Annotated in this window: 24 protein-coding genes; 4 read left to right on the top strand and 20 right to left on the bottom strand. The window is 57.5% G+C overall.

Going from position 1 to position 24627, the window contains the following annotated elements:
* Positions 1-7: 7 nt before the first annotated feature.
* Positions 8-1351 carry an NAD(P)/FAD-dependent oxidoreductase gene (locus tag RAE07_RS08460; RefSeq protein ID WP_023021572.1) on the bottom strand — a complete coding sequence of 448 codons (1344 nt, stop codon included), beginning with the start codon at positions 1349-1351 and terminating at the stop codon, positions 8-10.
* 232 nt (positions 1352-1583) lie between these two features.
* On the opposite strand from RAE07_RS08460, the gene RAE07_RS08455 reads away from it, so the two are divergent.
* Entirely contained in the window at positions 1584-2897 is a 1314-nt protein-coding gene (locus RAE07_RS08455; RefSeq protein ID WP_200287504.1) for an SAM-dependent methyltransferase, read from the top strand.
* Here RAE07_RS08455 and RAE07_RS08450 read toward each other — a convergent pair.
* On the bottom strand, positions 2894-3802 hold the full coding sequence (locus RAE07_RS08450) for a Dyp-type peroxidase (protein WP_200287502.1): 909 nt from the start codon (positions 3800-3802) through the stop codon (positions 2894-2896). The two genes, RAE07_RS08455 and RAE07_RS08450, sit on opposite strands and share 4 nt — an antisense overlap.
* 144 nt (positions 3803-3946) lie before the next feature.
* Here RAE07_RS08450 and RAE07_RS08445 point away from each other — a divergent pair, with 144 nt between their 5' ends.
* Positions 3947-4420, top strand: coding sequence for a hypothetical protein (locus RAE07_RS08445; protein ID WP_200287501.1), 474 nt, complete (start codon positions 3947-3949; stop codon positions 4418-4420).
* Between the two features lie 495 nt (positions 4421-4915).
* On the opposite strand, the gene RAE07_RS08440 is transcribed toward RAE07_RS08445, so the two are convergent.
* From RAE07_RS08440 to RAE07_RS08430, 3 genes are read right to left on the bottom strand one after another with little or no spacing between them, the layout of a single operon-like run.
* A complete protein-coding gene (locus tag RAE07_RS08440) occupies positions 4916-5080 on the bottom strand; it encodes a hypothetical protein (protein ID WP_023021569.1) in 165 nt (54 codons plus the stop codon).
* A gap of 13 nt (positions 5081-5093) precedes the next feature.
* On the bottom strand, positions 5094-5795 hold the full coding sequence (locus tag RAE07_RS08435) for a YceI family protein (protein WP_023021568.1): 702 nt from the start codon (positions 5793-5795) through the stop codon (positions 5094-5096).
* A gap of 3 nt (positions 5796-5798) precedes the next feature.
* Complete coding sequence (locus tag RAE07_RS08430) at positions 5799-6140, bottom strand: hypothetical protein (protein WP_034655353.1); 342 nt, start codon at positions 6138-6140, stop codon at positions 5799-5801.
* A 130-nt stretch (positions 6141-6270) separates the two neighbouring features.
* Between RAE07_RS08430 and RAE07_RS08425 the strand changes: the two genes are divergently transcribed.
* Complete coding sequence (locus tag RAE07_RS08425) at positions 6271-6654, top strand: RNA polymerase-binding protein RbpA (RefSeq protein WP_023021567.1); 384 nt, start codon at positions 6271-6273, stop codon at positions 6652-6654.
* Positions 6655-6732: 78 nt separating this feature from the next.
* On the opposite strand, the gene RAE07_RS08420 is transcribed toward RAE07_RS08425, so the two are convergent.
* From RAE07_RS08420 to RAE07_RS08410, 3 genes are read right to left on the bottom strand one after another with little or no spacing between them, the layout of a single operon-like run.
* On the bottom strand, positions 6733-7626 hold the full coding sequence (locus RAE07_RS08420; protein WP_023021566.1) for a polyprenol monophosphomannose synthase: 894 nt from the start codon (positions 7624-7626) through the stop codon (positions 6733-6735).
* Between the two features lie 5 nt (positions 7627-7631).
* Positions 7632-9158: an apolipoprotein N-acyltransferase gene (gene lnt, locus RAE07_RS08415; RefSeq protein WP_524535621.1), complete on the bottom strand. Its 1527-nt coding sequence runs from the start codon at positions 9156-9158 to the stop codon at positions 7632-7634.
* Between the two features lie 2 nt (positions 9159-9160).
* The gene (locus RAE07_RS08410) at positions 9161-9763 is read right to left on the bottom strand and encodes an FxsA family protein (RefSeq protein WP_023021564.1); all 603 of its coding nucleotides are present in this window, start codon (positions 9761-9763) and stop codon (positions 9161-9163) included.
* A gap of 85 nt (positions 9764-9848) precedes the next feature.
* Here RAE07_RS08410 and RAE07_RS08405 point away from each other — a divergent pair, with 85 nt between their 5' ends.
* The gene (locus tag RAE07_RS08405) at positions 9849-10637 is read left to right on the top strand and encodes a precorrin-3B synthase (RefSeq protein WP_259824516.1); all 789 of its coding nucleotides are present in this window, start codon (positions 9849-9851) and stop codon (positions 10635-10637) included.
* Between the two features lie 14 nt (positions 10638-10651).
* Here RAE07_RS08405 and RAE07_RS08400 read toward each other — a convergent pair whose 3' ends face one another.
* From RAE07_RS08400 to RAE07_RS08345, 12 genes are all read right to left on the bottom strand, one after another.
* Complete coding sequence (locus RAE07_RS08400; protein ID WP_023021562.1) at positions 10652-11398, bottom strand: SDR family oxidoreductase; 747 nt, start codon at positions 11396-11398, stop codon at positions 10652-10654.
* Positions 11399-12526, bottom strand: coding sequence for a M24 family metallopeptidase (locus tag RAE07_RS08395; RefSeq protein WP_316328676.1), 1128 nt, complete (start codon positions 12524-12526; stop codon positions 11399-11401). It abuts the gene before it with no gap.
* Between the two features lie 32 nt (positions 12527-12558).
* Entirely contained in the window at positions 12559-15375 is a 2817-nt protein-coding gene (locus RAE07_RS08390; RefSeq protein WP_317001688.1) for a DEAD/DEAH box helicase, read from the bottom strand.
* A gap of 21 nt (positions 15376-15396) precedes the next feature.
* Positions 15397-16491, bottom strand: a complete 1095-nt coding sequence (gene tatC, locus RAE07_RS08385) for a twin-arginine translocase subunit TatC (protein WP_316328678.1) — start codon at positions 16489-16491, stop codon at positions 15397-15399.
* A gap of 108 nt (positions 16492-16599) precedes the next feature.
* Complete coding sequence (tatA, locus tag RAE07_RS08380) at positions 16600-16863, bottom strand: Sec-independent protein translocase subunit TatA (protein ID WP_023021558.1); 264 nt, start codon at positions 16861-16863, stop codon at positions 16600-16602.
* A gap of 97 nt (positions 16864-16960) precedes the next feature.
* Positions 16961-17917 (bottom strand): helix-turn-helix transcriptional regulator, encoded by a 957-nt coding sequence (locus RAE07_RS08375; protein WP_049378140.1) that lies wholly within the window; start codon positions 17915-17917, stop codon positions 16961-16963.
* Positions 17918-17919: 2 nt separating this feature from the next.
* Positions 17920-18906 carry a helix-turn-helix transcriptional regulator gene (locus RAE07_RS08370; RefSeq protein WP_023021556.1) on the bottom strand — a complete coding sequence of 329 codons (987 nt, stop codon included), beginning with the start codon at positions 18904-18906 and terminating at the stop codon, positions 17920-17922.
* A 38-nt stretch (positions 18907-18944) separates the two neighbouring features.
* Positions 18945-20324, bottom strand: a complete 1380-nt coding sequence (pafA, locus tag RAE07_RS08365; RefSeq protein ID WP_193393080.1) for a Pup--protein ligase — start codon at positions 20322-20324, stop codon at positions 18945-18947.
* A 38-nt stretch (positions 20325-20362) separates the two neighbouring features.
* Entirely contained in the window at positions 20363-20554 is a 192-nt protein-coding gene (locus RAE07_RS08360; RefSeq protein WP_023021554.1) for a ubiquitin-like protein Pup, read from the bottom strand.
* A gap of 44 nt (positions 20555-20598) precedes the next feature.
* Complete coding sequence (gene dop / locus RAE07_RS08355) at positions 20599-22131, bottom strand: depupylase/deamidase Dop (RefSeq protein ID WP_049378141.1); 1533 nt, start codon at positions 22129-22131, stop codon at positions 20599-20601.
* Positions 22128-23693 carry a proteasome ATPase gene (arc, locus tag RAE07_RS08350; RefSeq protein WP_248098288.1) on the bottom strand — a complete coding sequence of 522 codons (1566 nt, stop codon included), beginning with the start codon at positions 23691-23693 and terminating at the stop codon, positions 22128-22130. The genes dop and arc overlap by 4 nt, the downstream gene beginning before the upstream one ends.
* 73 nt (positions 23694-23766) lie before the next feature.
* Positions 23767-24603 (bottom strand): tRNA (adenine-N1)-methyltransferase, encoded by an 837-nt coding sequence (locus tag RAE07_RS08345; RefSeq protein WP_023021551.1) that lies wholly within the window; start codon positions 24601-24603, stop codon positions 23767-23769.
* Between the last annotated feature and the right edge of the window lie 24 nt (positions 24604-24627).

Here is a 24627-nt window from a genome sequence, read left to right as displayed (position 1 = left end):
GGAGTAATTACTTCTCGTTCTTGTTAATGATGTTGCGCGCGATGCGCTGCTGAGTGGTGATTTCTAGGTTGCCGCGGTCACGGGAAAGAATATTGGTTGCCCAGTTCACCAGCACTGCCAGGCGGCTGCGCAGGCCAATCACATAAGTCAGGTGCAGGCCCAGCCAAGCTACCCAGCCAGCGAAGCCACCGAACTCGGTCTTGCCCAGCTTGACGACGGCGTTGAAGCGCTTGACGATTGCCATGGAGCCCTTGTCAAAGTAATCAAAGGCTTCCTTCTCATTGGCGGTAGACTCCTCGTCCACCTTTGCCTGAATGAGCTTAGCGACGTGCGCGCCACCCTGGATAGCAACCTGTGCGAGGCCAGGCAGGCGGTTGAGGGAGATCATGTCACCGACCATGTAGACGTTATTGTGCTCGCCCACGGTCAGGTCCTCATTCACGGAGACACGACCAGCGCGGTCTGCCTCGACGCCAGCCTGCTCGGCCACCATCTTGCCCAGTGGGGAAGCGGCCACACCGGCGGACCAGATCTTGGTAGCGCCCGTCAGGGTGGTCTCTTCCTCGGTTTTCATGTCCTTATAAGTGACGGTATCCGCAGTCACATCGGTCACCATGGCGTTGAGGTGCACCTGTACGCCTTCCTTTTCCAAGGTGCGCTGTGCCTTGCGGCCCAAGCGCTTGCCAAATGGCGGCAGTACCTGTGGGGCGCCGTCAAGCAAGTAGATCTTGGCGGAGGTGGTCCCGTAGTTGGAATAGACATCGTTGAGGGTGCGGTTTGCTAGTTCGGCAATCTGGCCGGTCAGCTCGACGCCGGTTGGCCCAGCACCAACGATGATGAAGGTAAGCAGGCGCTCGCGCTCCGCTGGGTCATCGGTAAGCTCAGCCTTCTCAAACGCGGAGATGATGCGAGAGCGCAGCTCGAGGGCATCGTCCAAGGTCTTCATGCCTGGGGCGAACTCTGCAAAATGGTCGTTGCCAAAATAGGACTGACCGGAGCCCGCTGCAACCACCAGGGAATCATATGCGTAAGTGCGGGAGAACTCATCCTGCTCGGCAGTGACGGTCTGGTCAGCCAGGTTGATATCGGTAACCTCGGCGTTGACGAAGTGAACATTATCCTGATCGCGCAGCAGCTGGCGGGTGGACGGGGCCACCTCACCGGCGGAAATCATGCCTGTTGCTACCTGGTACAGCATCGGCTGGAACAGGTGGTGGTTCTTCTTATCGATGAGAGTGATTTCTACATCGGCGTTCTTTAGCTTCTGGACGGTGTTGAGACCACCGAAGCCAGCGCCAACCACGACAACGTGGTGACGGCCACCATTGGGACGATAAGCGGTATCAGTCATGGATTTATTGCGACCTTCCTCAAGAAAGCTAATGTTTTGCACCCATTCAGTGTAAACACTTCTAACAGAACGTGCATACTCATTGACTGATAAACTTCCGTGCATCGTTATTATTTTCGCGGCAGGAACCATTGCGCCTGTGCGGAGCGCCTAAGCCGAGGTGCGTGCCAAGCTGACTAAGGTAATTGCCGATAGTGACTTCCTCCGCCCACCAAGGAGCGCACCTGGCATTATGAGTTTTATCCGCCCCGAGCATTTGAGCTCCATCGATGCAGATTCCTGGCCCAATGTGGCTACAGTCCCTTCACCTCGTTGGCCTGGTTTAAAGGCTCGCCGTGCAGAGGCTGAATTTGCCAAGGCTTGCGATGACGCCGGATTGGAACTCGACTTGGAAGTAGAGGGCGGACCAGATCTCAAGGTCGGACACGATGCCTTGTTTGAACGAATCGCCGCCAGTGGATGGCTGGGGTTCGCAGAAAGCTTTATGGCAGGAGAGTGGTCCGTCAGCTCGTCCTCCCAGCTGGTAAAAGTGCTTGGGCGGTTGCTGGGGGTGGGATATCTTCCCAAGGCCAAGATGCTAGACACCGGCAATTCGGAGCCAGGGGAGTTGCCGATGGATTTGGTCCGGCTCTATTCCGGTGATGGTTTAAGCCATGTGGGTGGCATCTTTTCTAGCGGTGTGCCGACGACCATTAGGGAGACAGTAGAAAGCTATAGCCCCAAGGCCGGCCGCAAGGAACCGAAAAGCCACTTCGTGGATGTCACGACGCTAAGCGAGCCCACGAGTGTGGACAGAGATGATTTGGGCGATGCCCAGCGTCGCGCCGCTGATTGGCTTCTCGACGTCACTCGCACCGGCGCCGGAACCCACCTATTGGTGTACCCAGCCGCTGGAATGCAGCCTGCCATGCGCGCAACCAAGCGGCGCGCAACGGTAGACGTATTGACCAGCGATGTAGAGCAGATAAGTCACATGCGTGAGGCGCTCGTGCTCGAGGGGGCAGATGATTCCATCCATGTGGAACGCATTCCCGGGGTTGTCCCAAATCCCAAGCAATGGCGCGGACACTATGACGCAATCGTCACCGTGGAAAAGATAGAACAGCTTAGCCCACAGGAGCGCAAAGAGTATATTCGCGCAGTCGACCGGTTCTTAACCCCTAATGGCCGGGCAGGAATTCAGTCCCTTGTGGCGACCGAAGCAATGACCGACGCCGGAAAGGCCTCGATTCAGGCCTTGCGGGCATATGTGTGGCCTGCACTGGACTATCCGCTTACTGCGGAGCTGCACCAGCTCGTCGATAAGAACTCGAACCTGCGCATCGTATCGGAAACACACGTGGGGACGCACTACCTAGAATCTTTGCGTCAGCAACGATCCTTTTTTGATGGGCACCTGCGGGAGGCCGCGGCGGCTGGGTTCGACCCAGTATTCCGCCGCCTGTGGAACTTCCAATTTGCCCTCCGCGAGGCCTTAATGACGCTCGGAATGATTGATGCGGTGCAATTTGGATTGGTCCACCGCAACCGTGGGGGACGCCGCTAGGCGGGCGGTAGCTCGTCGAAGTTTTTCATCAGGTCCGCGCTGGGCACAAAGAAGTTGGTGCCAGTAAGAGCGGTGGAGAAGTCTAGAATGCGGTCGTAATTTCCCTCTGGCTTGCCGATGAACATATTGCGCAGACGTTCCATGACGTTTTCTGGATCCTTTGCATAGCCGATGAAGTAAGTACCCATCTCACCAGCAGCAAAAGAACCAAAGACCATATTCTCGCGGTAGATATCTTCCTCAAGGTCGTTGAGAGCAACGTGAGAATTGGAAGGCTTGATATCATCGTCGAGCTCGATATCGTCAGCCTTGGTGCGACCAATGACCTTTTCTTGCTCTTCGGTGCTCAGCTCGTTCCACTTGTCGAGGTCGTGGATGTATTTTTGTACGGTGACATAGGAGCCACGGGGGTAATCGGCGGCGTCGTCAAGCAGCACGGTATCCAAAGCTTCCTCGGCGAGGGGATTGGCGGTGCCGTCTACAAAGCCAAGCAGGTCGCGCTGGTCAAGGTATTTAAACCCGTGGGTCTCATCGATGACCGTTGCAGCATCACCCAGTTGGTCTAAAACCTGCCGGGCCATTTCGTGGCAGAGATCGTAGCTATTAGCGCGGAAGTGGAACAGAATATCGCCTGGCGTTGCTGGGGCCTTGTGCGCTGCGTCAATTGCCTCGAATTCCTTTAGCCGATTAGGAAGGGGTGCGCTGGTCAAACGCGGCCACATGGAGGCGCCAATGCCAACTACGGTATAAAGCTCGCCTTCGTTATAGCGGAAGTTCACGGACTTGAAGAGTCCGGCGAACCCCGTCAGCATGTCGCGGGTGGCTTGCTCGCAGCCGTCCTTGATTTCGAGAACTAGAAAGAGGGCTGCGCGGGAAGGCTTATCTACTACATGCTGAATCGTCATAATGCCGATTTTACGCACCCAGTAGTGATCAGGTCCGTTCGCCGACTTGGAATCGCCCCTGATAGAGACCTGCTTGGCCTTTATATGCGCTAGTGTGCATTTTAGTTGAAAACTAACCGATAGCCGGGTGAGAAGATGTGGGGCATGGATACGAAGAAGCAAAAGAAAAGCACCGCGCGGATCTTCGTATTATTTGCGCGGAAAGACGATTCACTTGATGAGTCCTTTGCAGGGGTTGCGCTGACGCGCGCCCAAGAAGAAGCCATGGGGCAATGCGTAGACCGCTCAGGGGTGACCTGTTGGACTGAAGAGACATGCCTGCGTGGGTGGAACGGTCCACTGGATGAAGAACACCATCCGGAAGTGGTTTACATCGTATTTAGAGGTGGACACGCGCAGGGATCGGATCCGTCGAGCGCAGAATTCGATCCAGAGCTTAAGGCCGCATGGGCTACGAGAGACCAAGCCGAGAAAGAAGTCGCCCGCGGCAAGAGTAATGACGAGAGACCAATCTTCGTGAAGGAATGTCATATTTGGAAAGCTTCATTCGGGCGCGTGTTGTCAGGAGCGAACAATAGAGGCGGGGTCCAGGTATCAATGTATGGAGTCAGGAACTAAAAGGGGGGAATGCCACCCCTAGTTTAAATGACATAATGTACATTATCGGACATTTATCCATGGTTAGGCAGTTCCTCATTTATACCTTGGCATACCTCGAGCCTTCTGGTCGGTCTTATCAGAATCCCCGCTTGCTCCTTTTATTGCGGCGATTATCTTCGCTCCGCCTTCTGCTGTGAAGCTCTGCTTTGCGATGTCGCGCAGTTGCCGCGATACACTCCAGTGGCCACTGGTCCGCCAAGCTAGCTGACTAATCCTATTGAGGGCCGCCGGTATGCAGTCTGCCTCTGCGACGCCAGGCGCCTTAACTATTAAGCACTATTGAGCCCCTCCGTGCCACGGGCGCCAGCCATCTATGGCGTGTGGCTCCCGATGGGTGGTCAGACGGGTGGATTTTGGCAAAAATGCACCCCCACTGGAGTATGCAACCACACCACCATATAACGTCACATTGACGATATTCGGGGCAACTACCGCTCGCTTTGGATGTCTTATTTAACGATTACGGTAAGCACTCCACAGCTGCCATATAGTCAAAAGCGCCAAGCAGGCAGAAATCGCTACGATGACCCACATGTGTTGAACGGCTACGAAAATGGTAAAGCCGATGACTATAAGAAGGCGCAGCCACATAAACGGGATCATTTGGCGGGTGTTCATAGGCTCGTCCTTATTAGTCCTTCTTGAAGGAAATGCGAAGATTGACCTCGCCCTTTTCCTCAACCTTTGCGGCCAACATTTCCGGGGTTTCTACGCCATAATCAAGGCGATTAACTGGAACGGTGCCGCCGATGACGATGTTATCCCCGTCGCGGAGAACGTCAAAGTCTTGGGAAACCTCGTGTGTCTCATCCTTGATGGTCAAGTCACCGGTGAGCTTTACCGTGCCAATGGTGCCGTCATCTGGGACGTCGGCAAGCGAAGCGGGTTTGGTGAGCTTAAAGGAAGACTCTGGGAAAAGTTGCGTCTCAAAGAGTTTGGACTTCATATTTTGGTCGCGGACCTTTTTATCCGTAGACAACTCATCCATATCCACGGTGACCGTCGCGGTTTTGAGGGTGGAATCAGAAATTTCTGCTTGACCGGTTACCTCAGTAGTCGAACCAGATGTAGTGGTCTTTTCTGCAGGTAGGATCTCATTGAAGGTAAAACCAACCGAGGTATGATTATCAGCACGCCCCTTGGCAACCTGCCAGGATCCATCTAGTTCCGTAGACGCAGCCTTAGCTCCATCGGCGGAAATAGGCTCTGTTTTTACACCGGCGCCCTTGAGAAGCGAATACACCATAGGGCCAATGGCCACGGCGGTGAGCAATACAATGAGCACCACAAAGATGGTAATGACGAGCTTGCGGTTATAAAAAAGCTTTTTCATCTTCTATCGAAGTCCTTCTAGGCGTCGGGCCAGGGCTACAAGCTCTTCGCACAAACCGGCAAGCTCCTGCGCACTAGCACCTTCCTCCGCGGCGGTATTGATATCTTCTGCGGAACAACGTAGTTCAAAAAGTCCGTCGCGCAAACTTTCTGCCTTCTCCGGAGTAAGGATCACAGCGTTAGCGGGAATACCCGTGCCACTAACATTATTTCTTTGCTCATACGCCCGCTGTTTGCACGAGGCGCTGCAAAACTTCCGTGGCCGCCCTCTACCGCCTTGATCAATGTCCTTCCCACACCACTGGCAGGAACCGACGTTGCGTTCACGACTAGCTGTACGGATCACCCGATACACTTTAGTCCATTTTGGGCGGGCTGGGAACAAAGGCGCGAGGGTGTTCGTTATAATTAGTAGCTCTTAGGCGAAGTTTTGCTTCGCACTCAATCAGGGATCTCTTTGAAAAGGATGATGTTGCATGGCAGATCGCGTACTCCGTGGCAGCCGTATGGGCGCAGTCAGCTACGAAACCGACCGCGACCACGACCTCGCACCGCGCCAAATGGTGAAGTACCGCACCGAAGACGGCGAGATTTATGAGGTGCCTTTTGCGGATGATGCTGAAATCCCTGAGGAATGGATGTGCAAAAACGGCAAGCTAGGCCACCTTGTAGAAGGTGAAGGCGTTGAGTCTAAGCCGGCTAAGCCGCCACGTACCCACTGGGATATGCTGCGTGAGCGCCGCTCCATTGAGGAGCTGGACGAGCTCCTAGAAGAGCGCATTAACCACCTGCGCTCCCGTCGCCGTTCCGCAGCCCGCCTGCTAAAGGAGCAGCAGGAACAGCAGCAAAAGAACTCATAAGGTTCTGCCGCAGACAAAGGCCCGTACCTCCTTAGTTTTACTAAGGGACGGTACGGGCCTTTAGCGTTGAAGCATGGGCTACTTCTTCAACTGTGCAATCTGGTGCTTTGCTAGGTGAGCAATTTCCCCGGCGAAGTCAGATGCCCAGCCGGCGCCCTTGCGGGCCTGCACGCCTAGATCGTGAATGGAGCCATCCTTGACCTCACGATTGACCAGCTTGGATACGGCGCCGCCGAAATCCTGCAGCTGCTCCGTGCGGTGGGCAACGCCCCACTTGGTTACCTCCAGCAGGGAATCTTTCACGAAGGAACCATCAAGCTTGGACTCGCCGTATTCGCGCTCGGTGAAGGTAATAGGAACCTCGCGGACATCGAAGCCGGCCTTAACCGCGCGGAAAGCCAGATCCACCTGGAAGATATAGCCCGCCTTGGATAGCTCGTCGAAATCAATGGATTCGAGGAGCTCGCGGCGGAAGGCACGATAACCGGCGGTCATATCGGACAGACCAGCGCCCAGCGCCACGGAAATGTAGATATTGCCCAAACGGGAAAGGTACTCGCGAGAAGCCGGCCAGTTGACGGTCTCGCCGCCCGGAATATAGCGGGAGCCGATAACTAGGTCCGCACCCTTGTCTACCTCTTCGAGCAGCAAGTGCAGCTGCTCCGGCGCGTGGGAGCCATCTGCATCCATCTCGCACAGTACCTGGTAATCACGCTCCAAGCCCCACTCAAAGCCAGCGATATAGGCGCCTAGCAGGCCACCCTTGCCTTCGCGGTGGAGAACGTGGATATGGTCATCCTGCGCTGCGAACTCATCGGCCTTGTCGCCGGTGCCATCGGGCGAGTTATCGTCCACGATGAGGATATGCACCTCTGGGACCGCCGCGCGGACGCGTCCAGTAATGAGAGGTAGGTTTTCGATCTCGTTGTAGGTCGGGATGATGACCAAGGTCGAGGCTTCAAGCGTGCTCACAGTGTTTATGCTCCTACGTATGTATCTGTGCCGGAGCGGCGCGGGGTGCGTCGCAGGCGGTTTGTGCGCAAAGCTACCAGTGCGCAGACTGTTCCAATAATAACCATGAGCCATTGCAGGGGCGAACCAAACCTAACGGAAAAGGTCTCGCCGCTACGCAAAGGCAACTGCTCCACGAGAGCGGCCGGCGTAAAAATTTCCGTGGACTGGCTGACGCGGCCATCGGGGTGAACAATGGCAGATACTCCAGAGGTTGCCGCCACCACCACGGCACGGTCTGTCTCCATCGCACGCAGCCGGCTCATGGCCAATTGCTGGTAAGTCATATCCGAGTAGCCAAAGGTGGCGTTATTGGTTGGCGTAGTCAGCAATTGTGCGCCATTTTTGACCGATTCTCTAAAGGCGTTGTCGAAGGAGACTTCGTAACACGTTGCCACGCCTACCGGCACGCCCGCCATGGAAACCACACCTGGACCATCGCCGGGTTTGAAGTCCCCGGCAAGATCCACGTAGTCAGAAAATTTGGCAAAGAAATCCCGCATGGGCATGGTCTCACCGAAAGGCTGCAGGTACTTCTTATAGTGGTGGTCCCCTACCGCGTGGCCAGGGGCAAAGACCTGCATGGTATTGCGGGCGCCCACGTCATCGCGCGTAGCGGTGCCAACCAGAACGGGGGCATCAATCGCATCAACGGCACCACTGATTGCCGCGGCTGCCCTACCGTCATGGAAAGGATTGATATCGGATGAGTTTTCAGGCCAGATGACAAGGTCGATGTCCTTGTCGCGCGCGGCCAGCTTCTTCGTTTCAGCCACATGATTATTGAGAACCGCTTGGCGTTGCCCAGCAAAATCTAGGCCCATGCGAGGCACGTTTCCTTGGATTGCCGCAACCTTTGCTTCGCCAATAGTAGCGTCGTCTCGGTTGATGCCCAATCCTGCCACCGTCGCCGTTATTAGGGGCAGGATAGCTGCTGCAAGGGCGATACCCTTGACCGTCCAGCTGCGGTGAAACAACAGGGCGGCGATTCCGCAGCCACACAGTACTGTGGCGACGGTGATAAGCGAGGTGCCACCCCACGGCGCTAGCTTGGCTAGCGGCCCGTCGATTTGCCCCCAAGCCAGTTTGACCCAGGAAAAACCACCGAAAGGTAGAGAAGAACGCAGCACCTCCACCGCGAGGTAGACGAACGGGAAATCAATAAAGCCGTACTTCCACCGTGCCACCGCGGCGCCGCCAAAGCCCAATAGGATGGCGTAAACCGCAAGCCATACTGCCAACGCAATATACGGCCCGCTTCCCACCAATTCACCGATCCAGGGCAAGGTGAGAAGATAGAGCACGAGTGAATGCGCTACCGCGAGTAGTGCGCCCAGACGGGCGGAGACGTGCCTAGTTCCCCAAGGCATCAAACTCACATAGAGCAAGCCCATGCCTGCGACTGCGGCCCACCACCAGCCGCGGGGCTCAAGGGCGGCATAAGTAAGCAGACCAGAAAGGCCCGCCACTAAAAGGCGGGCAAAGATAGGCAACACTAGCTCTTGCCGCCCTTAGTCTCGCCACCGGCAGGGCCAAAGTCATCCGGATCTAGGTTTTCAGTCCACCGGCGAATCTCTTCCTCATCCAAGACCTCATGTGGGCCAGCGTCCTGAGTACTCGGGTGCCCGCTGTGTGCGGCTTGTCCGCGGCCGAAGGAGCCAAAATCGCCATACGTGTCATGCTGCTGCGCCATCGGGGTTGCCTCGTAGATCTTGACACCCATATTCTCGATCTTGCGGTACAAAGACGCTGCCATAACTGTGCGGATGATTGCACGGGTGGGCGAGAAAATAAGTAGGGCGCCGAGAATCGTGGTTAGGAAGCCAGGCAAGGAGAGCAACATGCCGCCTACCAAGGTAAGACCTACGTTGCTGGCAGTCTTGCCCATATTGCCGCCGCGGACAACGTAAGTGCCGTCTCCTGTGCGCTCGACCTGCTTTCCCATCAAGCGCCGGACTTCAATGCCGGCGATGGACATTCCGAAAAACATGGTGACAAAGAGCGCGATTAGCGCCCAACCAACACCGATCCATGTGGATACGGCCCAGAAAGTCAGGGTTTCTGCGACCATGTAGAGAGCAAAATAGAAAAACGGCATGGCCTCAGTTTAACGAGGCAGACTGAAAATGCGCTGGCAACACTCGTGAACTATGCTGCAGCCGCGGCAGGTTAAACTGGTGCGCATGTTTACTCCTGCGCTTTTCGACGACCCTCAGTACGGCACGTGCACCCGCATCCACGTTGCCGGCGGCAGCACCCACGCCCCAGATTGGGCAACTTTGGCAGAATGCGCCAGTGCTTGCGCGGATGGATTTGTGTACATCGACCGGTTTTCTGCCATCGAGCTGCGCGGAATTACGGATGCGGAGGCGCTTAAGCGGCGGCTCCAGGGCCTGCATCTACATGCCGCCACGGTGCCGGTGCTGGCCTCACCCCTATCGGCAGCGGCCAAGCAGGCGGCCCAAGACATTGCGGCTGAACTGGGTGCGGTAGAAGGTGGGCCAGGTCTTGCAGTCATCGCGGAAGAGGATAACTTGCCCGCGGGTGCCGCTGGTGTGAGCTTAAACATCGACAAGGATGGTTCTTTGTACCTTGGGCGCTCCCCGCTTGTCGACACCCCTACTGCCCCACTTACCCCACACGCCGCCGCCCGTCATTATGAGGAAGCACTCCAGTGCGCGGAGGCCGAGGAACACACAAGCTCCGCCCTGGCAGAACCCGGCCCCATTGGCTGGCTGGATGAGCATCTGCCTGCGGGCATCGTTGATCTGGGCGCAGGCGTTCATAAAGGCGCAATTCCAGCCGAGTTTGCACAGCTCATTGGGCAGCTGGAAGTAGACATCACCGTCACCCCTTGGGGCGGATTAGTCTTTCACAATATCGCTGAGGGCGATGCCGAGGTGGTTCTGCGCGTACTCGCCCCGCGTGGATTCATCTTCGACATCAACTCCCCACTGCTCCGCGCACACTAGCAGGATCGCAGACTCTAGCGTGGCATGTGCCGCCAGATTGGGCGCGGCACGAGGCGCATGATCCACGCTAGGCCCTGTAGAGCTCTGGGGATCCAGATGGTGCGCGAACGCGGTCTCCCGCGCCGTGCATCGTGGTCTATGCAGCTGACCACGGCCTCGGCCACATCCTCTGGACGCACCGAAAGCGGCGCCGGTTTCATTCCTTCTGTCATGCTGCCAATCACGAAGCCGGGGCGTGCGGTAATGAGTCCTAGCCGACTGCCGTGCAGCTTGTCGGCCAAACCTTGACAGAAGGCGTCAAGACCAGCCTTGGTAGAACCGTAGACGTAATTCGCTCGACGGGCCCTCCACCCTGCGATCGAAGAAAACGCGATGATGTGACCGCGCTGCATGCGCTCAGAAACCAAGGTGAGCAGGGAAATCTGCGCCGCGTAATCAATTTTGGCGATGTCGACCGCGTGGGAAGCATCGCGTTCCGCTCGCTCCTGGTCACCCAGGATGCCAAAGGCTACAACCGCAATCTCCAGAGGTCCTGCTAGCTCTATCGCGCGATCGACAACGCCAGCATGGGACGGAAAATCTGCGGCGTCGAAATCAAGCAAGTGCACGCTGCGCGCGCCCGCCGCCCGCAACTGCTGTTCTCTACCGTCCATTCCATGGGTGCCACGAGCAGCGAGCACGATGTCCTTACCGGGAGCCACCCGCCGAGCTATTTCGCCGCCGATATCACTGCGGCCACCGAGGATTAGTACGCCAGCCATTTAACGGACTTCACGCGGAGCTAGGTTAAGGGACTCGTAGCCATCGCTAGTAAGCACCACGATATCCTCCAAACGCATGCCCCACTTGCCTTCCACGTAGATGCCCGGCTCAATGGAAAAGGCCATGCCTTCTTCCAATGTGAGGTCATTGCCTTCCATAATGAACGGCTCTTCGTGAGTGGATAGGCCGATGCCATGGCCAGTGCGGTGGACAAAGTTGTCGCCCCAGCCGGCTGCAGCGATTGCCTTGCGGGTAATGGCATCGATCTCTGCGGCGATGCTACCGGGGTGGGCTGCAGCGCGGGCGGCTGCTTGGGCGTCGGCAAGCACGGCATAAGCATCCTGAAAGTCCTGCGGTGCCTTGGAAACGTCCCCGCCGACCACGTAGGTGCGGGTGCAATCGGAGTGGTAACCGGAAGGCAGAGTGCCGCCGATATCGACGACGACTGGCTCGCCCTCCGCTAACACACGGTCCGAGAAACTATGGTGCGGGTTGGCGCCGTTCGGGCCCGAGCCGACAATCACGAAATCGATAACGGTGTGCTCTTGCAAGATGAGCTCTTCCAATTCCTGAGCCACCTCCGCCTCGGTGCGGCCCGGCTGGAGGAGTTTTGGTACCTGTGCGTGGACCGCATCGATGGCCTGGCCAGCCTTGCGCAGCTCAGCAATCTCAGCTTCATCCTTGCGGGTAAAAAGCTCCGCCAGCGCGTAGGTAGCCAACTGATAATTGGCTTGTGGGATTAGATCCTGAAAACGCAGGACGTGGTCTGCAGTCAGCGACTGCCCCAGGGCCACATTGTTTAGAGCAGCGCCTGCACCATCTAGTGCTAGCTCATAGGGATTATCGCCGTCGTTCCAACTCCTTAGCTCTACATCCAGCTCTCCTACTGGAGCCGCCTTGATATCGGTGATATCGGTATTAGGCGCTGCGATCCACGCATTGCCTTGCTGCGGCACGACCAAAACGGTAAGGCGCTCGTGCGAGGAAACCCAGGAGCCAGTGAGATAGGCAAAGTCTGGACCCGTACCGATGAGGAGTAGATCGATGTCCTTGTCCTTAGCGGCCTGTTGGGCGGCCTGCAGGCGCTGGGCGTAGACATCAGCGGAAAAAGTCTGAGTAACAGTCATGTCCCAGAGTCTACTCGCCCAAGCCGCGGCCTCTAGGCGCCGATGGCTACCACACCGCGCTGAATGGCATCGATAGCCCGACGGGCATTGCGCTGAATCTCGCCGTCATAACCGGTCTTCGCCACCTGCTGCAGGAGGTCAATGACCTGCCGGCACCAGCGGACAAAATCACCGGGGGTAAGTTCGGCGCCGGCTTCATTAGCGGCAGCCATGCAATAGCCCAAGGGGGCACCGGCTGCCCATTGGTGGACGGCCAGGGCGAAACCAGCCTCCGGCTCACGGGTAGGCGGCAGACGGTGGCGCTGCTCATCGGCGGTGAGTTCGGTATAAACGCGCCACGTGCCATTCATGGCATCGGCCATGCGCTCGGTAGCTGCTTCTGGCTGCCCACTGGTAGCCTTGCGGTTTTCGAAACAGCACAAAGAAGCAACGCCGGCAAGCTCGGCAGGATCCAGCTCATCCCAAATCCCGCGCTTCAAGCACTGTGCCACGAGCAGATCGGATTCGCTGTGAATCTTGGCTAGACGCTCGCCTTCCTCAGTAATTACGGGCGTGCGTTCGGAACCTACCCCGGTGAACTCGACATAGTCCATTTCTGCCAGAAGGTCAACGATGCGCTCGAAGGTGCGGCCCAAAGTATCTGTAGCCTTATTTACCTTGGACTGGAGCTTGTCTCGGTCACGCTGGCGCCGTGCGAGCTTTTGTGCCAAGCCCGCCAGCTGCTCGCGATCAGTAGCCGGCCACTCGTGCGCGGGATGAGCGCGTAGCTGATCGCGCAACTGCCCTACCCGCTTATTGGGCCGAGTACGGGGCTGCGACTTCATCCGCTTGGGGCGATCGAAGTGCTCACGGCGCAAGACATCCTGCACGTAACGGGTATTGCGCCGTGGGTTCTTGCGTACCGGCTTCGGCACTTTAATGCGCCCCACCTGAATGGGAGGATTATTGATCCCGGCGGCGTCGATCCGACCAGACCACCCAGATTCCGTGGTAATCCACGGGCGGGGATCCGCGGTCTGGTTAGCGGGCGTGACAACCGCAGCGAGAATAGGGCGCTTCTTGCCGGGCATGGCGATAACATCACCTAGCTGCAGACGCCCCAGAACCGCAATAACCTCTTGGTTGCGTTGGTTAGCGCTATCGATTTTGGACTGCTTTTCTTCAGCGCTGAGTTCGCGGCGCAGGCGGACGTAGTCCATCAGTACCTCGGCGGGATCTTCCCCGTCTTTGGCAGGAGGTGCTAGCGACGCCACGGCATCATCCAGCTGGCTGCGCAGCTCGCGTACTCGATGTTCCGCGCGCTCAATTTCACGGGTTTCTTCCACCACCGAGCCATCCGCTTGGAACTGGGCAAAAGACTTCTCTAACAACCGAAGAGAGTCTTCGAACCCAAGCATGCCCAGCAAGTTGATTGCCATATTGTAGCCTGGAGCGAAGGTAGAAATGAGAGGGTAAGTGCGGGTGGAAGCAAGGCCGGCTACTTGACGCGGATCCATGGCGGGGGCCCATTGCACGACTGCATTGCCCAAGGTATCGATGCCGCGACGCCCCGCGCGGCCAGTTAGCTGCGTGTACTGGCCGGGGGTGAGATCAACGTGGGCCTCACCATTGAATTTGATGAGTTTTTCTAGCACCACGGTGCGCGCCGGCATATTGATGCCGAGAGCCAAGGTTTCGGTAGCGAAGACGGCGCGGACGAGGCCGCGTACGAAGAGGTCTTCCACGATGTGCCGGAAGGCCGGCAGCATACCTGCATGGTGTGCCGCGAAGCCCCGGGAAAGGGCTTCGCGCCAGCGCTTGAAGTCTAGGACCTGTAGATCTTCTTCGGGGATACCTTCTACACCAGCATCGACGATTTCTTTGATCTGCTGCGCTTCTTCTTGGGAGGTAAGCACCATGCGGCTGCGCAGACACTGATAGAGCGCGCCATCGCAGCCAGCGCGGGAGAAAATGAAGGTAATGGCCGGCAGCATGTCTTGGGACTGGAGTACTTTCAGTACCTCCGGACGGCCCAAGGGGCGATAGCGATCCTGCTGGCGAGAAGCACCGAAGCGTCCCCTTCCCCTTCCACGGAATTCACTACGACCGCCGCCCTTGTGGCGGGCGCGGGCGCGAAAGCCCTTGCCGGACTTATAGTCTGCGCGACCGTCATCGGTATCGCCGGCCTCAAGGCGCTGGATTCTACGCTCTAGCTCGGCGTTGACTTGTCCGCCGGATTCGGGCTCGAAAAGCGGATAAATCTTACGTCCCAGCATCATCCACTGGTCGAGCGGAACTGGGCGGTGTTCGGAAACGATGACGTTGGTATCGCCACGCACAGTGGAAAGCCAATCGCCGAATTCTTCCGAATTGGACACTGTGGCAGATAGACCAATGATGGAGACATGGTCTGCCAGGTTGAGGATTACCTCTTCCCACACTGCGCCGCGCGAAGCATCAGCCAAAAAGTGGATTTCATCCATGACCACATGGGTAAGGCGATCTAGTGCTGCGGATTCTGCGTAGATCATATTGCGCAGCACCTCGGTGGTCATAACGACGATCTCTGCATCGGAGTTGATCGATACATCACCGGTGAGCAAGCCGACGGCTTCCTCACCGTGCTCTTCCACCAAGTCGTGATACTTCTGGTTGCTCAACGCCTTAATGGGAGTTGTATAAAAGCACTTGGTACCTCGGCTTAATGCCAGCGATACTGCGAACTCGCCCACAATGGTTTTGCCGGCGCCGGTCGGCGCGCACACCAGCACACCGTGCCCGTCTTCCACGGCTTGGCATCCCTTAACCTGGAACTCATCCAAGGGGTATGGCAGGGCTGCAGAAAAATAATCCAGATGAGTTTCAGTCATGACTCCCCAGGCTACCCGTGCCTAGAGGACATCGTCGAAAAAGCCGCCGCTGTTCGACGAAGTCCCGGTGCCGCCGGTGGTCCACGTCTGCGGCTGCTGTCGCTGTGCCTGCTGGACTGGTTGAGAAACCGGCTGAGAAGGAGCGGGCGAAGGGTGTACCTGGGTTGGCGCCGCGACGGGAGTAGGCCCTCCAACAGCGTCTGGACCGGCACCAAGCGGTGAAGCAGCCTCGTCGTCAAGGTCCATCCACTCGGGGCGCTGGCGTTGCATGCGCTTATCGTGGATGCGGCAGAACTGGAATGCAATCTCGATGAGAAGGATGAGCGATCCAGCCAAAACCACCATTGAGAAGGGATCCTGGCCCGGGGTAACAAAGGCGGCGAAAATCATCACGACGACAATAATGATCCGCCGCTTGTCCTTGACATGCTCATATTCCAGCACGCCAATAAGATTGAGCGACACAATGAGCAGGGGAATTTCAAAGCTGATGCCGAATATCAGCAGCAATGCCAAAAGGAAGTAGAAATAGCGTTCACCTGTCAGCGCTGCTGTTTGGTACTCTTCACCGATGCCCATGAGGAATTCCAGCCCAACGGACAGGATGAAATACGCGAGCACGGCGCCAGCAACGAATAGTCCCACTGCGGCAGAGACGAAACTCAAGGTGTAGCGACGCTCATTTTTATGGAGGCCAGGGACTACGAAGGCCCAAATCTGATATAGCCACACCGGCGAGGACAATACGGTGCCCGCCAGAGCGCCTACCTTCAAGCGCAGCAGGAGCATTTCAAAAGGGCTGGTGGCCAAAAGACGGCATTCGCCATCCGCACTGAAAGAGGCGCGCTTGTCTGCTGGCAGCGCACAATAGGGCTCGCGGAGGATCTCACCCAGCGGGGAGATACCGAACGGTGCGCGTTGGTACCAGATAAAGCCAATGATGGCGCCGACGACCACCGCTAAAACGGCGATGATGACGCGGCGGCGCAGCTCCTGCAGGTGCTCCACCAAGGTCATTTCCCCGGTAGGGTTCTTCGGCTTACGGGAAAACCGCAGCTTCCCCTTCACGTTCTTGCTTGCCTTCGGGGCAGAAACAGGCTGTGACTGTGGCGACATCAGTGTGGCTCTTTCAACGCAAAGAAGCGAACACTTCCCTGCTACGCGGATTGCGAGGGCATATCCGCGCGCTGTAGAGGTGTTCGCGCAACGACGGGCTGGGGGCGTTTACTGCTGAGGGTTGGTGTGGTTCTGCTGGCCCGGCTGCATGTCTGGTCGGTTCCAGAATTCCTCATCGGACTGCTGCTTCTGGTTCAGCTGTGCCTGCGCCTGGGAACGCTGGGTATCCTCGGACTGCATCTCATTAACCTCAGATTTGAAGATACGCATGGAACGGCCCATGGAACGTGCCAGATCCGGCAACTTCTTTGCACCGAATAGCAAGACGATAACGAGAACGATTAGGCCGATTTCCATAGGTCCTAGGCTCATGGAGAAACCTCTTTCAACTAGTGCGCCAGCATGCCGGGCAGCGGTACTTCCGGAAAATCTTCCAGCGGGCGGGCGCAGTTAACGGGCAAGTAACTGGCTATTGAGTATAGCCGCTCAAAGCGGTGTTTCCTCGTTCCGCAATGAGCTTAACCACGGATTGAGGAGCCACTACCCGCAACCTATCAGCTTGACCCAAGGCAAAGCGAATAAGCCAATCTACTGATCCCATAGGCATCGTTGCAGCTATTTCCCCATTTCCCAGGTCTTCGCCCAGCCGCATATCGTAGTATTCGGCCAGCCACGTGAATTCTTGGTGAATTGCTAATTTCACGGTGTCCGCGTTGCCCAAATTAAAGGGTGAAGCGGCATCAAAATCGAGGTCCTTCAGGTGCGGCTGCGCCTGCTCTTTTTCCATATGAGCGTTCCTAATGCGGTCGATCCGGAAGGTGCGATGGGCTTGCTTTGCTTCTTCCCATGCCGCCAGGTACGGCTCAGAATCAACGATGAATATGCGCGCCGGATCCACTAGCCTCTCGGATTCTGCATTAGACGAAGCACTCCAGTAGCGCAGCCGCACCCGCTTTCGTTCATTGACCGCTTGGGTCAAAAGCGCCTGAATATCCGTTTCTTCAGGGGCTGGAGTAGACAGCGAATCGTAGATAGCTGCAGTCTTTTCATCCATGATGCCGCGCAGTTTAGCAGCGGCGGATTCGACCGCGTGGGCATCGATAAGCCCCGGCATGGCCTGCAGGGACTCTAAGGTAAGGAGCAAGGCGCCGGCCTCGGTGGGGGTAAGGCGCAGAGCTTGGCTTAAGCCTTGATCATTGTGGATGGTTACCCCATCGCGGTAGCTGAAGCTGAGATCAATGAGATCTTCAGTATTGCGGCCCGTGCCGGAACAAAATAGACGATCGAGGGCCTCCTTCAGCTCACCGGGCTCCATTCCCAAATCCGTAGCCGCTTCCATGGGCGTTTTGTCGGGGTGATTTTTAAAGTAAGGAATCAGGTTCAAAGAGCGCACGAGCGCCTGGAGCTTTTGCGATGCATCGGCCATAGCTAGCGTCCTTCCTGCCGTTGCGCGGCGGCGCGCAGAAGAGAAATGACCTCCTGGCGCACCCCGCCAGGTTCGACCACCTGTACCTCTGGCGCGTACCCGGCCGCTGTGCGCACGAGCCAATCCTTATCCACGTTGCGCAGCATTACTGTGCCATCAGGCTGCTTCTCGCCCGCATCCATTAACTCCTGTGCCTTTCCCACCGGAATAATAAGCCGCGCGTCTACCTTTTCTCCGCGCTGCAATGCGCGCTCTACCAAGGCCTGCAAGGTCTCTGTTGGGACGGTGTGTTCTGCGGGATGATGTGAGCGTTTGATATCGGAGACACGAAGCGCACGAAAGACACGTGGGGCGCCGCGGTCCACATCGAAACCCACGATGTAAATGTGGCTATCACGGTTGACCACTCCCCAAGGATCCATCACGCGGCGTACTGGCTTAGCGGCCGGGTTTGCGCGGTAGGAAAAAGTAATGCGCAGTCGGTTGCGCACCGCAGCGAGGACAGAGGTAATAACTTCCGGGGCGAGGCGGGTGATGTCATTGACTGCTGTGTACACCGGCGCGCCGGAAAGGTTGCGCGAGGCGCCGCTGGCGGCAATCTTGGTCCACCCAGATAAAGAGAAATCGCTTAAGCCTCCCGTGGTACCCATTCCCCCTGCTATGCCTAAAACCATGGCCTCTTCCGGAGAAAATTCCACCGGCGGTAGCTGGTAACTACTCGCGTCAAGACGGTAGCGCGCGCCATCCTCACCACCGGAATGCACAATGGGCACCCCAGCGCGTTGGAGGGTCGCTATATCGCGCGCCAAGGACTTGGCAAAAGCCTCGCCCGACTTATCGCCGTACCCGGCAACGTGGCGACGAATCCATGCAGCGCTGCGATCAGGGCTACCGCCGGAGTTTGCCGCGCCTTGTAGCGCGAAGGAGAGGTTGGTGAGCCTTTCTACCGCCTCATCATGCCGTTTGGGCGTGGGGTTGTGTGCTGCCACGTGCTGTGTTGTCTCCCTGATATGACTCTATGGTGGATCTAGCTGTGGTGTGAACGCATATAGTCTAGCAATGCATCGACTCGTTCATCGTGGGCAATGAAGGGATCCAAAAGTTCCTCGGTTCGCGGTTCGGGCCGATTGACTTTCAGCCGCGTCCAATCAACGGTGACATTGGCGCCACAGTTACGCGCGGTAGCCAAGAACTGGCCGCGCAGCGCAGCGCGCGTGGTCGCCGGCGCTGTGTCCATCGCGCGTTCAATATCAGAATCCTCAATCCAGCGATCGATAAGACCTTTGCGCAGCAGTACATGGTAGAGCCCGCGTCCAGGACGGATATCGTGATAGGTCATATCAATCTGGGCCAGCTTAGGGTGGTCCCACTGCCCACCGAGCCGCGCACGGTAGCGCTCAAGCAGGGCGAGTTTAATGACCCAGTCGATTTCCCTGTCCACTTCGGAAAAATCTTGGGTCTCAATGGCGCGCAGGGTGCGTTGCCAGAGATCAACTACGCGCCGCATTTCGGAGGTAGGGGTACCAGCGTCTTCCCTTTCTTCCAGCCATTGGCTTGCGCGCATACAGAGCTGCTGTTGCACCTCCAGCGCGGTGACTGATCCACCTCCGCTAAGTGGTAGTTCGGTCGATCCCGTCATATCGCGCGCAATAGCGCGGATATGGTGAATCGGCTTTTCGATCTCATATTTCGGCAGCTCAAATCCGGCCTCCAACATTTCCAAAATGAGCAGCGTTGAACCTACTTTCAGCGCCATAGTTGGCTCGGCCATATTGGAATCTCCCACGATGACGTGCATGCGGCGGAAGCGTTTGGAATCGCCATGCGGCTCGTCGCGGGTATTGATGATGGGACGCGAACGGGTGGTAGCAGAAGAAACGCCTTCCCACACCTGGTCCGCACGCTGCGAGAGCAGGAATTGGGCGGGCTTATCGCCCTTAGCGGGTTGGACCATGCCGGCGCCGCAGATGAGCTGACGGGTGATGAGGAACGGCAGGAGCTCAAGGCCCAAGTCCTTGAGGACCATATGGCGGCTGATGAGATAGTTTTCGTGGCAGCCGAAGGAATTGCCAGCCGAGTCCACGTTGTTTTTAAAAAGGTACACCGCACGCGGGTGGCCCTCAGCGGCGAAAGTTTGCTCTGCTTGCTCGCCAAGCCGGTTGACAATGGCATCGCCGGCGCATTCATAGGCTAAAAGCTGGCTTAAACTATCGCACTCGGCGGTGGCTACCTCGGGGTGGGAACCGACATCGAGGTAGAGGCGGCTGGCATTGGTAGAAAAAATATTGGAGGAGGAATGCTCTTGGACAATGGGCCGGAAAAGCACGCGCGCTACCTCATCGGGGCTCAGAGTCCGTTCCTTCGAGCCCGCGCTGGTAGTTAGGCCATATTCTGTTTCAATGCCCATGATGCGTCGGGCAAAGACAGGGCGCTGGTCACTCACCCTTACTGCCCGCCCTTTTGGACATAGGAGCGCACGAATTCCTCGGCGTTATTTTCTAGTAGCCCGTCGATCTCATCGAGGAGTTCATCGGTGCCGGTTGTATTGATGCTGAGCTGCGTGGAGGTAAATTCCTCGTCGCCAGCGGAGTTATCGCCGCCATTACCGCCGGTGACCTGAGACTGGTGAGTGGACATAGGTGGGAAATCCTTTCTGTGGATCCTGCTTTAATTCGTGGTTGTTAATTACGGTACTCGGGGTGGATCTCGCTGTCAGTGAGTCTTTGGAGAAGATCCTCGACCGTGTCGGCGGCGTCAATCATCTCTCCACATTCAGCCTGAGTGAGACCAGTGGCGATATCCATGGGGACTGTGGCCCACGGTGCGTCGGTGCCCTCCCCTACTCGTACGGTGAGGCTTTGCCAGCTTGCGGCAATGATGTTCTCGCCGAATTTCTGCGTTACTCGGCCGCGGAAATAAGCGCGGGTGTCCTCCGGCGGACAGCTGGAAGCACGCTCAATTTCGGCGGCGCTAAAAAGCTGCCGCATCTGGCCTTTGCGCACTAGAGCGTGGTGAAGCGATTTGGCTGGGTCAATCTCCGCGTATTGCAGGTCTATGAGCCGCAGCTTGGGGTCGTCTGGATTGACGCCGCGGTCGAGATAGCCCTTAATCAGGCGATACTTTGCCACCCAGTCCAGCAGGTGTGCGGCCTGCATCGGGTCTTTCTCCAGTAGCGAAACTACCTCGTCCCAGGCCGCGAGGACCTTGTGATCGGTGGGTGTGCGTGGGGTGACGCGTGCGCGATATTCGGCAAGGAGCTCTAGGGCGGTGAGCTGGCGGGCGTCGGCAAGCGTGAGCCGATGCTGAAGCCTAAGATCGCGGCTCACGCGTGGGACTTCCGCCACAGCATCCTGCAGGCGGAGGTCGCTGAAGTCCACGCCCTCTTCGATGGCATCGAGCACCAGAGAGGTCATCCCCAGTTTGAGCAATGTAGACGTCTGCGACATATTCGCGTCCCCAATGATGACGTGGAGGCGGCCGAAGTCAGCATGGACCGCATGCGGCTCATCGCGGGTATTGATAATGCCGCGGTTGAGGGTGGTCTCCAGCGAGATTTCTTGCTCAATATAATCAGCGCGTTGGGAGATCTGGAAACCTGGCTCTTCACCAAACTCGCCGCGTCCCATGCGCCCGGCGCCGATGACTACCTGGCGAGCAACGAAGAAAGGGATGAGGGCCTGCGCCATGGTGTCGAAGTCCGTTTCACGGGAGTACTGATAGTTCTCATGAGAGCCATAAGAGGCGCCTTTTCCATCCACGTTATTTTTATAAAAACGCAGGGCTGGGCAGGGCTCGTGGTTGGCAAGAACGGACTTTCCTTGCGCGCTCAGCCCCGCCACGGCCGCAGCCGCTTGCAGGAGCGTGGCGTCCCCTGCGGCGTCATAAAGCGTAGCTTCCCAGGCATTAGTGCATTCCGGTGCGGAATACTCCGGGTGCGCGTGGTCAACATAAAAGCGCGCGCCATTAGCCGTGACCACATTGGCTACTCCGATGGCATTCGGGTCGACTACGGGCACCGTCTGGTAGCGCTTGAGATCAAAACCGCGGGAATCGCGCAGCGGGTGTTCCTCGGCAAAATCCCAGCGTGAGCGCGCCCCTGTGTGCATCGCGGCATAAGCTACTACCGCGTGAGTGGAAGAAATAATAGGTGAGTACTCCGGTAGCTCTGGGGTCGCAATTCCGTACTCGGTTTCGGTACCTACAATGCGGCTCATGCGCTCCTCCTTGTGGTCAATAACTCCACCCGTTCCACGCGGGCACCGGAATGGTCTTGGGAAATGATCTTGGTCCATTCCTCCGGGTTGGTGGAGGTAGGTACATATTCGGACTCGGCGCGCTCGGCTGCGATGGCATCGAGCAAGTGTTGCTTGGCGATGCCCTCGTGGTCCCCACCTGCCGCCTGCTCGCTGCCTGCACGCAACCGGAGAGCGTCCTTGATAGCCAGCTTTTTGGCCCGCGAGAGGATATTGGCAATCATTGCGCCGGAGACAAAGTCGCGGTAATGCAATATTTCCCGTTCCCCGCTGGAAAAGTGCAGCTGTACGAAGGGGCGATCGGCATAAAGCTCATCCACCGCGGCGATAATGAGTTCGTCCAACGCGCCCTGGTGCGGGACGGATTCGGTGAAGTGCCGGGCGAAAATTTCTCGGGCCCCCTGTTTATTCGGGCGGTTAACCCGGATCTTGATGTCAAGCCGGCCGGGGCGCATGATGGCGGGATCGATGAGTTCTTCGCGGTTGGTAGCGCCAATGACGATCACATTGGACAGGCTCTCAACTCCATCGAGCTCCGTGAGCAGCTGGGGAACAACCGTGGTTTCCATATCGGAGGACACACCCGAGCCACGAGTGCGGAAGATCGATTCCATCTCATCGAAGAAGATGACCACTGGCCGGTCAGCGCTGAGCTGGGCCAATTCGCGGGCCCGCTCAAAAATGAGGCGGATGCGGCGTTCCGTCTCCCCCACATACTTATTGAGCAGCTCTGGGCCCTTGATATTGAGGAAGTAGCTCGTGCCGTCGCTGCCTAATTGCTGGGCTAAAGAGTGGGCTACTGCCTTGGCAATAAGCGTCTTACCGCACCCTGGAGGGCCATACAGGAGCACGCCCTTAGGCGGCTGTAGCTCGTATTGGTGATAGAGGTCGGGATGGATAAACGGTAGCTCTACGGAATCGCGGATCTGGGAAATCTGCTCGTCCAGCCCGCCGATATCCTCATAGCGCACATCCGGGACCTCTTCCAAAGAAAGCTGGGTGACTTCAGTCTTTTCCACCTTTTCTAGTGCGATGGCAGCTTTGGGATCCACGAGTACTACCTCGCCTGCCGACACCCGGGTATCCTCGCGCAGTGCTTGGGCTAGCAGCACTACCTTTTCCTCACCAGAGGAATTTGCCACTATCAGGCGGTCTTGACTGAGGCGCTCCACCACCGTTGCTAGCTCGCCTGTACGCTCAGGCGGGCACCCTTCCACGACCACGAAGCCATCGCCCAAGCGAACCTGCTGGCCGGCCGAGAGACTGCCTGGTTCCACGTTAGGCGAGACCTTAAGCTGCATAATGCGGCCATTGGTATAGACCTCCGCGGTGGTTCCCACCTCGCTGTGGTTCGGCGAATAACCTAGAAAAACACCGTAGGTCGATGCCGGCTCAGCCAGCGCGTTGAGCTCGGCAAAAAGCTGCTCCAGCTTCACGCGCGATTCTTTTAATAAGCCCGCCAACTTCTGATTGCGGGCGGCAAGCTGGCTTACCTGCCGCTTATAGTCCGTGGCTTCATCCATGCCCACTACTCTAACGCGGCGCGGGCAGCGAAAGAGGGCACTTCCGCTTTAAATTCTGGGCGTTAAAGCGGCCCTACTTCCGGGCACGGCGCTGCGGGCGTGGTGGGGTGACACCATCGGCCAGGCGGCGAGTCCAGATGAGGAAGGCGGTGTGCGCATTCATGCGGTGCTCTGGGCGGGTAGCTAGGCCTTCGACCTTCCATTCACGCACCAGCGATTCCCATGCCTTGGGCTCAGTGAAGCACTTGAGTTCACGAATGCCTTCCATGACCTTCATTAGCTGTGGCACCGTTGCCACGTAGGTCATAAACACGCCACCTGGGATGAGGAGATCGCGCACGGTCTCCAAGTGTTCCCATGGTTCGAGCATGTCGAGGATAACGCGGTCTACCGGCCCACCCAGGTCTGCAGCGGTAACGTCTGCCAGATCACCAAGGCGCGGCGACCACCACTCCGGCTGCTCGCCAAAATATTCCTTCACGTTATCCACCGCATACTCAAGGTGATCATCGCGCACCTCATAGGAATACACATGGCCTTCTGGGCCGACGGCACGCAGCAAAGACATGGATAGCGCACCGGAACCGGCGCCGGCCTCGAGCACGCGCGCGCCCATGAAAATATCGCCCTCTACCAAGATCTGTGCCGCATCCTTGGGGTAAATCACCGCGGCACCGCGCGGCATGGACAGCACATGGTCCACCATCAGGTGGCGGAACAGCAGGAAGGAGGAGCCAAGGGTGGACTCAATAACCGAACCCTCATCCATACCCACGATGTCATCGTGGTTAATTATGCCCTTGTGGGAGTGGAACTGGCCTCCCTCTTCAAGGATGACCGTGTAGTGGCGCCGCTTGGCGTCAGTAAGCTGCACGCGGTCGCCATAGGCAAAGGGGCCGGAATAAGCCATGTCTCAAGACTCCTCGAGGTTGCG

The organism is Corynebacterium nasorum (assembly GCF_032821635.1).
Classification (GTDB): domain Bacteria; phylum Actinomycetota; class Actinomycetes; order Mycobacteriales; family Mycobacteriaceae; genus Corynebacterium; species Corynebacterium kefirresidentii.
The sequence above is the reverse complement of the archived record's forward strand: the minus strand, read 5'-3'. Positions and strand labels throughout refer to the sequence as shown.

Excerpts from the sequence above, each read along its gene's own strand:
- RAE07_RS08435 (WP_023021568.1), bottom strand. The coding sequence starts at position 5,795 with ATGAAAAAGCTTTTTTATAACCGCAAGCTCGTCATTACCATCTTTGTG.
- RAE07_RS08375 (WP_049378140.1), bottom strand. The coding sequence starts at position 17,917 with ATGGCCGATGCATCGCAAAAGCTCCAGGCGCTCGTGCGCTCTTTGAAC.
- RAE07_RS08450 (WP_200287502.1), bottom strand. The coding sequence starts at position 3,802 with ATGACGATTCAGCATGTAGTAGATAAGCCTTCCCGCGCAGCCCTCTTT.
- RAE07_RS08400 (WP_023021562.1), bottom strand. The coding sequence starts at position 11,398 with ATGGCTGGCGTACTAATCCTCGGTGGCCGCAGTGATATCGGCGGCGAA.
- RAE07_RS08425 (WP_023021567.1), top strand. The coding sequence starts at position 6,271 with ATGGCAGATCGCGTACTCCGTGGCAGCCGTATGGGCGCAGTCAGCTAC.
- dop (WP_049378141.1), bottom strand. The coding sequence starts at position 22,131 with ATGAGCCGCATTGTAGGTACCGAAACCGAGTACGGAATTGCGACCCCA.
- RAE07_RS08445 (WP_200287501.1), top strand. The coding sequence starts at position 3,947 with ATGGATACGAAGAAGCAAAAGAAAAGCACCGCGCGGATCTTCGTATTA.
- arc (WP_248098288.1), bottom strand. The coding sequence starts at position 23,693 with ATGGATGAAGCCACGGACTATAAGCGGCAGGTAAGCCAGCTTGCCGCC.
- RAE07_RS08345 (WP_023021551.1), bottom strand. The coding sequence starts at position 24,603 with ATGGCTTATTCCGGCCCCTTTGCCTATGGCGACCGCGTGCAGCTTACT.
- RAE07_RS08455 (WP_200287504.1), top strand. The coding sequence starts at position 1,584 with ATGAGTTTTATCCGCCCCGAGCATTTGAGCTCCATCGATGCAGATTCC.
- RAE07_RS08460 (WP_023021572.1), bottom strand. The coding sequence starts at position 1,351 with ATGACTGATACCGCTTATCGTCCCAATGGTGGCCGTCACCACGTTGTC.
- tatC (WP_316328678.1), bottom strand. The coding sequence starts at position 16,491 with ATGTCGCCACAGTCACAGCCTGTTTCTGCCCCGAAGGCAAGCAAGAAC.
- RAE07_RS08395 (WP_316328676.1), bottom strand. The coding sequence starts at position 12,526 with ATGACTGTTACTCAGACTTTTTCCGCTGATGTCTACGCCCAGCGCCTG.
- RAE07_RS08390 (WP_317001688.1), bottom strand. The coding sequence starts at position 15,375 with ATGACTGAAACTCATCTGGATTATTTTTCTGCAGCCCTGCCATACCCC.
- RAE07_RS08440 (WP_023021569.1), bottom strand. The coding sequence starts at position 5,080 with ATGAACACCCGCCAAATGATCCCGTTTATGTGGCTGCGCCTTCTTATA.
- RAE07_RS08360 (WP_023021554.1), bottom strand. The coding sequence starts at position 20,554 with ATGTCCACTCACCAGTCTCAGGTCACCGGCGGTAATGGCGGCGATAAC.
- pafA (WP_193393080.1), bottom strand. The coding sequence starts at position 20,324 with ATGGGCATTGAAACAGAATATGGCCTAACTACCAGCGCGGGCTCGAAG.
- RAE07_RS08410 (WP_023021564.1), bottom strand. The coding sequence starts at position 9,763 with ATGCCGTTTTTCTATTTTGCTCTCTACATGGTCGCAGAAACCCTGACT.
- tatA (WP_023021558.1), bottom strand. The coding sequence starts at position 16,863 with ATGAGCCTAGGACCTATGGAAATCGGCCTAATCGTTCTCGTTATCGTC.
- RAE07_RS08405 (WP_259824516.1), top strand. The coding sequence starts at position 9,849 with ATGTTTACTCCTGCGCTTTTCGACGACCCTCAGTACGGCACGTGCACC.